The organism is Bacillota bacterium, from assembly GCA_040754675.1.
GTDB lineage: Bacteria > Bacillota > Limnochordia > Limnochordales > Geochordaceae > Geochorda.
The window spans coordinates 1-9,613 of the sequence record JBFMCJ010000122.1 but is presented as its reverse complement, the minus strand read 5'-3'; the positions used below and the strand labels follow the sequence as shown (position 1 = coordinate 9,613).

Annotated in this window: 8 protein-coding genes; 5 read left to right on the top strand and 3 right to left on the bottom strand. The window is 67.5% G+C overall.

Features of this window, described 5'->3' with window-relative positions:
* Positions 1-105: 105 nt before the first annotated feature.
* Positions 106-852, bottom strand: coding sequence for a class I SAM-dependent methyltransferase (locus tag AB1609_08950; GenBank protein ID MEW6046596.1), 747 nt, complete (start codon positions 850-852; stop codon positions 106-108).
* A gap of 219 nt (positions 853-1,071) precedes the next feature.
* Here AB1609_08950 and AB1609_08945 point away from each other — a divergent pair, with 219 nt between their 5' ends.
* The gene (locus AB1609_08945; protein MEW6046595.1) at positions 1,072-1,842 is read left to right on the top strand and encodes a glucose 1-dehydrogenase; all 771 of its coding nucleotides are present in this window, start codon (positions 1,072-1,074) and stop codon (positions 1,840-1,842) included.
* 201 nt (positions 1,843-2,043) lie between these two features.
* Here AB1609_08945 and AB1609_08940 read toward each other — a convergent pair whose 3' ends face one another.
* A complete protein-coding gene (locus AB1609_08940) occupies positions 2,044-3,006 on the bottom strand; it encodes an RsmB/NOP family class I SAM-dependent RNA methyltransferase (GenBank protein MEW6046594.1) in 963 nt (320 codons plus the stop codon).
* A gap of 139 nt (positions 3,007-3,145) precedes the next feature.
* On the opposite strand from AB1609_08940, the gene AB1609_08935 reads away from it, so the two are divergent.
* From AB1609_08935 to AB1609_08920, 4 genes are all read left to right on the top strand, one after another.
* Positions 3,146-6,145 (top strand): hypothetical protein, encoded by a 3,000-nt coding sequence (locus AB1609_08935; GenBank protein ID MEW6046593.1) that lies wholly within the window; start codon positions 3,146-3,148, stop codon positions 6,143-6,145.
* Between the two features lie 274 nt (positions 6,146-6,419).
* Positions 6,420-7,346, top strand: a complete 927-nt coding sequence (locus tag AB1609_08930; protein MEW6046592.1) for an HD-GYP domain-containing protein — start codon at positions 6,420-6,422, stop codon at positions 7,344-7,346.
* Positions 7,347-7,349: 3 nt separating this feature from the next.
* Complete coding sequence (locus AB1609_08925) at positions 7,350-7,658, top strand: hypothetical protein (GenBank protein ID MEW6046591.1); 309 nt, start codon at positions 7,350-7,352, stop codon at positions 7,656-7,658.
* 278 nt (positions 7,659-7,936) lie between these two features.
* Entirely contained in the window at positions 7,937-9,154 is a 1,218-nt protein-coding gene (locus AB1609_08920) for an alkaline phosphatase PhoX (GenBank protein ID MEW6046590.1), read from the top strand.
* Positions 9,155-9,253: 99 nt separating this feature from the next.
* Here the strand turns inward: AB1609_08920 and AB1609_08915 are convergent, their stop codons facing one another.
* Entirely contained in the window at positions 9,254-9,469 is a 216-nt protein-coding gene (locus AB1609_08915; protein ID MEW6046589.1) for a hypothetical protein, read from the bottom strand.
* Between the last annotated feature and the right edge of the window lie 144 nt (positions 9,470-9,613).

Below are 9,613 nucleotides of genomic sequence, written 5' to 3'. Positions count from 1 at the left end.
GACGCGGTCATGAAGAGCGACACCCAGGCCTCGGCCGGGGCGACGGGAAGATGCTCGACCCCCCTGGAGAGGATGTAAGCTCACCCTCTCCATCAGCGGTCTTGCCTACCCCTTGACGGCCACCATGACGAGGCGGCGGGCCTGGTGGTCGTAGGGCGTCCCGTCGAGGCTCCCGTAGGCCTGCACCGAGGAGAAGCCGGCCTGCGACAACACCTGGCGCAGTTCGGCGGCGCTGTAAAGGCGGTGCCCGAACTGAAACTCGTGCAGGGTAGCGTCTTTGAGTATCATCCAGCGGTTCTCTATCCAGCTCCAGTCCCGGGCGACGCGGCGTTCCTGAAAGAATATCGAGCCGTCCGACAGCGGAAGCCATGAACGCTCGACGAAGACGCGGGCCAGCACCTCCTTGCCCATCATCTCCAGAACCGCTTTCCCTCCCGGGCGCAGGGACTCCCACATGTTTCGGGCGACCTGGAGGTCATCGACCGGATCCTCGAAGAAGCCGAACGACGTGAACATGTTGATGACCAGGTCGAAGGCGCCGGGGCGCCTGAAGTGGCGCATGTCGCTCTGAACGAGTTCCAGGGGTAACCCTTCGGCATCCGCCCGCCGGCGCGCCTCGGCCAGGAAGGCGGCCGTCCGGTCGGCGCCTGTTACGCGAAAACCCCTGCGGGCGAGCTCGAGGCTGTGGCGGCCCGGGCCACAGCAGAGGTCGAGAATGCTGGCGCCAGCTTCAGGCTGAAGCAGCCGGAGCAGGGCGTCCACCTCCTGTGAGGCGGCCTGCCATCGGGTCTCGTCGAACAGAACCAGCCCAAACGTCTCCCAGAACCGGTCCTCGTCATGCCACCGGATCATGGCTGAGCAACCCCCATCCTACTCAGCAGATTCCACAGCGCCGCCGCCACACCCTGGGGACCGCCGAGCATGGGAAAGTGGCCGCCTTTGAGTTCGGCGTAAGCCCACCTGGCCAGCCTTGCAGCAGGAGGACTCCCTTGGCCGTTCCCGAATCTCCGCGCCCTGCGGCGGGTGGACGACGTCACCACCCCGCCTCCTATGAGGGGGACAGCGTTGCGTATGCACGTAGATCTCACAGGAAGGGCCGCCATCGTCACGGGGGCGGGCGAGGGCATCGGGCGAGCAATTGCCACGCGGCTTGCTGAAGCAGGTGCCCGGGTGGCCATTGTCGACATCGATGAAGAGGCGGCCCGGGATGCCGAGGCGGAGCTGCGTGAGCGCTCCCTCGAGGCCATGGCCGTCGTGGCTGACGTGGGAGACCCTTCCCAGGTGCGCCGGGCGGTACAGGCCGTGGCGGATCGCATGCGCCGAGTGGACATCCTGGTGAACAACGCCGGCATTCCCTCGCCGGCCCCGTTTGCTGACCTTACGCCTGAACAGTGGGATCGGGTGCTTGCAGTCAACCTGAGGGGCCCCCTCCTGATGGCCCAGGCAGCTGCCCCGCATCTGCGCCGTCACCGGGGCGCCATCGTCAACATCGCCTCGACCCGCGCCCTGATGTCCGAGCCCAACACAGAACCCTATTCGGCCTCCAAAGGCGGGCTGGTGGCGCTGACGCATGCCCTCGCCATCACGCTGGGGCCCGAGGTTCGGGTGAACTGCATCAGCCCCGGGTGGATCGACACGTCTGCATGGCGGCGCCGAACTCGCCGCCGGCCCCCGGATCTGCGACCCACCGACCACGCGCAGCACCCGGTCGGGCGGGTCGGGCGACCCGAAGACGTGGCGTCCGCCTGCCTCTACCTGGTCTCGGACGAAGCCGGGTTCGTGACGGGGGTAAACCTGGTCGTGGACGGCGGCATGACCATCAAGATGATATACGCACCGTAGGGGGCCTGCGCGCCCGGTGGTGGCGGACCGACTGACCGTCAGTCGGTCCCGCCCGTGCTGCCCTGAGGCGCTACGCGGCCCGTGAGGCGGCGCGCCTTGAACGCCAGCAGGGGCGGGAAGAAGGCCCGCCGGTGATCCCAGCAACCTGGCGGATGGCAGAACTCCACCGTATCGAGGCTCGGGGAACCTCGCCGCCAGTTTCTAACCCAGGGCTTCACGCACCCGCAGCTTGCACACGAAGAACCCCTCCATGGTGGCGGAGGGCGGAATCCGCATGGCATGGCGAAGCGCCGGGTGATAGGACACGTCGCAGCATTGGGTCATCCCTGCCCACCGGCCCGGAACGGCAAGCGTGACGGGCAGCACCTCGAGCGCGTCGCCGAAGCGCCGCAGGGCCCAGTCGATAACCCCCTCGTTCTCTTCCGGGTTGAGCGTGCAGGTCGAGTACACCAGGGTGCCGCCCGGCTTCACGGCCCGCAGGGCGCTCAACAGGAGCCGGCGCTGAACAGACACCAGGCGGCGGGTGAGCCGTTCCGACCAGTGGCGGTACGTGCCCGGGTCACCCGCGACGAACCGCCCTTCCCCGCTGCACGGCGCATCCAGCAGCACCCGGTCGAAGGCGGGCCCGAACCTGGTGCCGAGCCGGCGGCCGTCGTCCACGGCCACCTCGGCGATGGTGACCCCCTGGCGTGCGAGGTTGAACCGCAGGCGCTCGGCCCGCGCGGGATTCGAGTCGTTGGCCAGAAGGTACCCCCGGTTTTGCATCATGGCGGCCATCTGGGTCGTCTTGCTGCCCGGGGCCGCCGCCACGTCCAGCACCCGTTCGCCGGGTCGAGGCTCCAGCGCGAGGGGTGGCAGCATGCTGGAGAGGCTCTGGAGGTAGAAGTGGCCCTCCCGATAGCCGGGCAACGCCTCGAGTTGGGCCTCGCGGACGTTTTTGGCGATGAGCGCGTCCGGATACCAGGAAACCCGCTCCACTTTCACGCCGGCCTCACGGAACGCGGCCAGAAGCGAGCGCACATCGGTCTTCAGCGTGTTCACCCGCAGGGTGGTGGGGCGGGGGGCGCGCATGCCCGCCAGGATCCGTTCGGCCTGGGACGCGGGAAAGCTGGCGCGCAGGCGCTCGACAAAGGCGTCAGGGAGCCGCGCTGTACGTGTTCGCATCAGGTACAACTTACCACACGGCTGCAGGCTACGCCGTGGGCTCCCAAGAATACCAAACCTGGCAAGTTCGGGGCTTGCCTGGAAATCGGGCGGCCCAGGGTACGAACCGTAGCCACTCTCAGACTCAGGGGGCCACCCAATGGGTCGTCAACGTTTCCTCACGAAGCCGGGCCTGACGATCTTCATCGCTTTCCTGGTCGCGGCCGTCTCCGTTGCAGGGTTCGGCTCGGGTGTGGCGTTCGCCAGAGAGGCCGGCAAGACGGGCGGCCAGGCGTTCGGTAGCCGGCCGTCCGGCGACCCCACCGGCCGCGCATGGTTCACCCTGGAGACCCCGCACTTCTTCGTCCACTTCCCCGAGGGCTACGAGCAACTGGCGCGCCGGGTGGCGGCCGTCGCGGAACGGGTTCACCCAGTGGTGTCCGCCCGGATCGGCCACGAGCTCGCCTCGAAGACCCACGTCGTGTTGCAGGACGCCGCCGACCTGGCCAACGGCATGGCCTATTTCAGCTTCTACAACCAGATCATCCTCTTCACGGTCCCGCCCCTCGACTGGGCTTACACCGCCGGCATGCCCGGCACCATGACGGACTGGCTGGAATTGCTGTTCACCCACGAGTACGCGCACGCCGTGCACCTGGACATGGCGGGCGGCGTCTACGGCACCATCCGGAGGCTGTTCGGGCACGTGCCCTTGCTGAGCACGCCCAACGTGACGGAAAGCTATGCCCTCATCGAGGGCTATGCCTCGTATGAGGAGACGCTCCTGAACCGGGGCCGGGGAGCCGCGTCGTTCTGGGACATGTTTCTGCGGGCCGCGGTGCTCGAGGGGCGGCTGCTGGCCCCCGACCAGGCCCTGGGCCGCTATGACCTCGAACGCTGGGACCCCGCAGGCACCGTCTACCTCTACGGCTACTCGTGGCAGCAGTACCTCGCCGAACGCTTCGGCGATACAGCGGTACACGAGGTGCACCGGCTGAACGCCACGCTGGGAACCACCGCTCCGCCCGGCACGGCGCTCACCCGGGCCACGGGGGAGAGCCTGCGAGAACTCTACGAGGGCTGGCGACAATCCCTGGAACGCCGCTACGCGGCGCAGAGGGCCGACATCGACGCCCGGGGCGTTACCCCGTTTGAACGCCTGCCGAGTCAGGGCTGGCTTGCGTTCCGGCCTCGCTACTCGCCAGACGGCCGGCTGCTTGCCTATCAGGCGGCGGGCGGGCCGGTGGGGGCCGCTATCCGGGTCGTGGATCTCGCGACGGGCCGGGAGCGAGTGGTGGCAGAGGGGGCGTCGGGTGGCTTCGACTGGACCCCGGATGGCCGCTTCATGGTCTTCGCAGCGCTGGCTCCGGAGGGAGCAACCGGCCGGCAACTGTTCGACCTCTTTGGGGTCGAGGTGGCCACGGGCCGCGTTCAGCGCCTGACGCGGGGCCTGCGTGCCGCGGCGCCCGCGGTCTCGCCTGACGGCGGGAGGGTCGCGTTCGTGCAGCTCGACGGCACCGGGATGACCTCCCACGTGGCAGTGGCGGCGCTGCGCTTCGAGGGTGGCCGGCTGGCCGTAGGTGAAGTCGAGCGATGGCTGGCCGGCGACGGCGGGCGGTACGCCGAGGGGGTGACGTGGGAACCAGGCGGCGGGCGCCTGGCCGTACAGTGGGCCGGCGGCGGACAGACGGGGATCGCCCTCGTCAGCGGGGTTACCGGGGGAACTGGCGGCTCGAAGCGGTTGGACCTCCGGGAGGCTGCAGCGCTCGTGACGGAGGCCGCCAGCGTGGCGAACCCGGTTTTCACAGGGGACGGCCGGTACCTGCTCTTCGAGTCGGACCGCACCGGCGTCTCAAACCTGTATGCGTACGAGTTGGCGGCCGGGCGGCTGTACCAGATCACCAACGCCGTCAACGGGGCGTTTTTCCCGGCGCCGTCGCCGGACGGCAGCACCCTTGCGTTCAGCGCCTATACGGCGGACGGTTATGTCCTGGTGACCATGCCGTTCGAGCCGAGGGCGTTGCGGCTGCCTGACCCGCCATTCGCCGGTGCCCACTGGGAAAGGGCCGCCTGGGCCAGGCAGGTGGATGACCTATGGAGGCTTGGACCTGACCTGGCCGAGCCGGACAGCGGTGCGCCTATCCGACCGTACTCGGTGCTTTCGAGCCTCGTCCCGACCTGGTGGCTCCCGGTCGTCGGCTCGGACGGCAAGGACCTGGCGCTCGGGGCGGTCACGGGCACCTGGGATGCCCGGATGAACCACCTCTACATGGTGTCCGCCGACTACGCGCCTGCCACCGGAACGGTGGGTGCCTCGCTTCTCTACCAGTGGACGGCCCGGCCGTTCTCCGGAACCGGCCCGTCGGCCACGGTTCTGCTCAGCCAGGGGCGCAAGGTAGCCGATGACGGGCAGGCGGCGGGTAAGCACGTGGTTGTGCCGTTCCAGCAGGCGTCGGCGACGCTGGCGTATACGCTTGACAGCAGCCTGAACGCAGGCTCGCCGACCACCCACAGGCTGTATGCGGGCGTAAGCGCGGTCGGCTCGGTTTCGGCCGCGGCAGAGTCAGAGGTAATCCTGTCCGGCGGATGGCGGCGTTCCGCCCGCTGGGGGGCCGACCGCACCGAGCGCACGCGGTTGCTGGGCCTGGAGGTCGCAAGTGCCGTCACCCAGGGCGGTGCACCTACGCTCATGGCCACGTGGGCCGAGAGGGTGGTGTGGCGGCTGGGCGGCTCGGTTGGCGTCAACGCTGCCGGCGCCATCACCCGGCGCACAGACGGGCTGATGCTGGGCGAGGGGCCCTTCACGGTTCGTGGCCTGCAGCCGGACGAGGGAGTCCCGCCGTCCCCAGGCTTCTCGGCGTTCCAGCTGAGCCTCGAAGGGGACTTCCCGGTGCTGCGCATCCAGAGAGGGCTCGGCATGTGGCCCGTCTTCCTCGGGCGGCTGTCGGCGGCCCCGTTCGTTGAAGGTGCCGCGGTGACCGGGATCCAGGGGAGCGGGGGCCCGCTGTTCGCCGCAGGGGCTGCGGGTGCAGAACTGCGCCTGGACGTCAGCCTGGGCTACGGGGTGCTGGCGCTCCGGCCGGCGTTCGGCGTGGCGTACGTGTTCGGAAGCGCGCCGGCCCAACCGCAGTTGCGGTTCATAGCGGGCGTGGGGTTCTGATGAGGCTCTCTGGGCCTCCGGTTGCCACGGTATGCCCCCGCTCTTCGTGGATGCGAATCACCGCTCGAGAAGAACTTGATCGGCGCCATTGCCCAAAGCGCCAGCAGGCCCTCCAACACCGCTCCTTGATGCCCTCCTGAACCCGGCCGGCCGCTTCAGGCCTCCCGAGCGCACACCCTGTTGACATTCCTGCCGTGCCCCCGGTAGAATGACGGTACCGCTGGAATATGCTGGGGTTCTCTACCTTCCAGGCCACCCTTCGGAGGTCGCGGCGGTGGTGCAGTTGCGGCGCTCTGGCACCCCGATTGAATCGGTGAGGGCTGACGGGCTCGACATCGAGCTCCTTTCGACCGGGGACGGCACCGAGGTCATTCGACACGTCTTGCGGCCGGGGGCCCGGTGGGCCCTTCGCCCTGCCGAAGGGTGGGACGCGCTCGAATGGTTCATGGTGCTCTCCGGCACATTGCGGTGGCTGCGTCCGGACGGTGACATCCTGCTCCACGCCGGAGACCACGTGGCAGCTCGCCCGGTCACTGAGGATTGTCTGTTCCAGGCCGAGGGGGAGGTCGTACTTTTATATGTCACGTCCCAGCCGGTGTTCCACCGTTACAGCCGGGAAACAAGAGAAATGATGGAGCTGGCGGTTGCCGTCGAAGAAAAGGACGGCTACACCGCCGACCATTGCAGGCGCATCATGACGCGTTCCATGCAGGTGGGGCGGAGTCTTGGGTTGTCAGCGCAACGGCTCTTTGCCCTGCACTTTGCGGCTTTCCACCACGACCTGGGGAAAGTGGCCATTCCGGACTCCATCCTGGGGAAGCCCGGGCCTTTGACCGAGGACGAGTGGGTCGTCATCCGCCGGCATCCGATCGTGGGCCGAGAGATGATTGAACGTACGCACATGCAGGAGGCCGGGCCTATCATCGAGCAGCACCACGAGAGGCTGGACGGGAGCGGTTATCCGTATGGATTGAAGGGCGACGCGATTCTGGTCGAGGCGCAGATCGTAGCCGTCGCCGATTCGTACGACGCCATGACGTCGGATAGGGTATACCGAAGGGCAAAGACGGCGGAAGAGGCAGCTGGGGAGCTGAAGGAAAAGGCGGGCGTTCTGTATCGGGACGACGTGGTCCAGGCATTCCTGCAGTGCCTGGCCGATGAACGGTCGGTGCACGAAGACAGCACCGCGAGGGGGGCGTGACCTGTGATGTTGAACAGGCGCGTGTTGTGGGCCGTGGTGGTGTTGTTGCTGGTGTCCACGGGCTCTGCGCTGGCCGAGTACCGGCAGGAGAACGACGTCACGCTGTCCGCGTCGGTGGCAAGCGATACACTGGATACGAGCGCTTTGGGGCAGTCGGGTGAGTTGACGTTCGGCTTGCAGGAAGACTTGCACGGGACGGTAGCAGACACGACCGGGGCTGAGGTGGACCATTCTTACGTCTGGGTCGAGGTAAACGGCACCAGGGTGGTGGCGCTCGACCCTCCGGCCGCGATGTATTCGGACAGGAAGTAGCGTGTCAGCTCGGGTATCCCGCTTTCTCCTCCGTGGAGCCGGGGGGGAGGCGGGCTGCGCTTCTCGGAAGGGCCCGCTTTGACGGCCGCTGAACGCCCCCGGGATGCGACGTCCGGTTGCTGGGCGGGTCGCATCCGGGGGCGTGCTGTCGCCTGCTCAACCACCCCCCAACTCGCACGGCGCCGATGTGAGACAGACCGACTGCCTGGAGGATGAGCATGGCCGGTTCGCCCGGCGCAGCCTGTACAATCCAAATCGGAGGATGGTTGCACGCAGGTATGGCGTGGCGTCGAGTGGCAGGCGCAGTGGCAGCATGCGGGCTGCTGGCAGGCCTGCTGGCCGCGTCGCTTCCAGCGGCGGCCCTGGGTTTTCAGCCGATCGACCCCGTTGTCTCGTCCAACCTGGTGCTCCCGCAGGGCTTCCGCTACCAGATCCTCATGTCCGAGGGCGACCCGACGCAGAACGGGACCTATCTCGACCGCAACGACCTGACGGTGTACGTCCCGTTGGACGGCTCTGACCTCGGTTACCTGTACGTGAGCCACGAGCTTCGGCGGGGCGGCGGCACGCGCCTCACGCTGGCCCGAGAGGGTGAGGACTGGCGCGTGCTGCAGGCCGTCAGCGTCAACTTCGCGTTGGTGGGCGGCACGTGGAACAACTGCGCTGGTTCGCTGACCCCCTGGGGCACCATCCTGTCGGCCGAGGAGTACGAGCCGCGCCGCGTGCAGGACATCCCCGAAGGGATGATCAGGGACGTCAACCGGTACGGCTACATCGTGGAGATCGATCCGGTGACGCTGCACGTGAAGAAGCACCACGCGATGGGCCGGTTTTCGCATGAGACAGCCCTTGTCATGCCGGACCGGCGTACCGTGTATCTGACCGACGACTTTCGCGGCGGGGTGCTCTTCAAGTTCGTGGCCGACCGGCCGGAAGACCTGTCAAGCGGAACCCTCTATGCCCTCGATGCCCGGGGGCGGCGCTGGATCGAGCTGCGGAGGGATCAGGCCGTGCTCAACGAGGCCCGGGCCTGGGCGCTGGAGCACGGCGCCTCGCCTTTCGACCGTCCGGAGGACATCGAGTACAGCCCGCTCGATGGCATGCTCTACATGGCCATCACCGGCGACAACCGCAAGCCCGCCCCCGACAACTACGGGCGGGTTGTGCGTATCAACCCGGTGACGCTGGAGCTTACGACGTTCGTGAAGGGTGGCCCCGAGACGGGCCTGTTCAACCCCGACAACCTGCAGTTTGACAGCGAGGGCAATTTGTGGATCTTCGAGGACAAGTACGGTGAGTTCATCAACGAACGGTACGGCAACAACGCAGTGTGGGTGGCGGCGCCGGACAGGCAACTGCGGCGGTTCGCCCAGATGCCCAGGGGCGCCGAGGGTACGGGGCCCTTCTTCACGCCCGACGGCAAGACGCTGTTCTTCAGCGTGCAGCATCCCTATGCCCCGTGGAAGGACTCGGTCGTGGCAGTCCGGGGATTGTGAGCACCTGACCGGCCGGGGCAAGGGAGCGAGAGCCCAGAGCATCCGGTCAAGGCGAAAAGGGGGGCCCGACGGGACGCCCCCCTCTTCCTGCGCGGCGGTTTAGCTTTCCTCGCTCTCCGGGTGGCTCCAGTGCTTCTTGACGCTTTCGATGGAGTCGCCGTCGATCACGTACTCCGCATCCGGGCCGCGGAACGTGATCAGCCGGCGCGCCGGGTCGAAGCTCGTATCTCCCAGGTGAAACTCGAACACCTGCCCGCTGACGGTGCGGACGATGACTTCGCCCCACTGCTTGAGTTGCTCCTGGACCACTTCCATTTTCACGGCGCATGCCTCCCTCACATTCGGGCGCTGGTAGTTTGCGACGCGGTACCGGCACTACACGGTCAGAGCTTCTTGAGACACAGATACCAGTCTTTGCAATCGTACCCTTCAGCACCCGCCGCTGCCACTCGCTGGGAA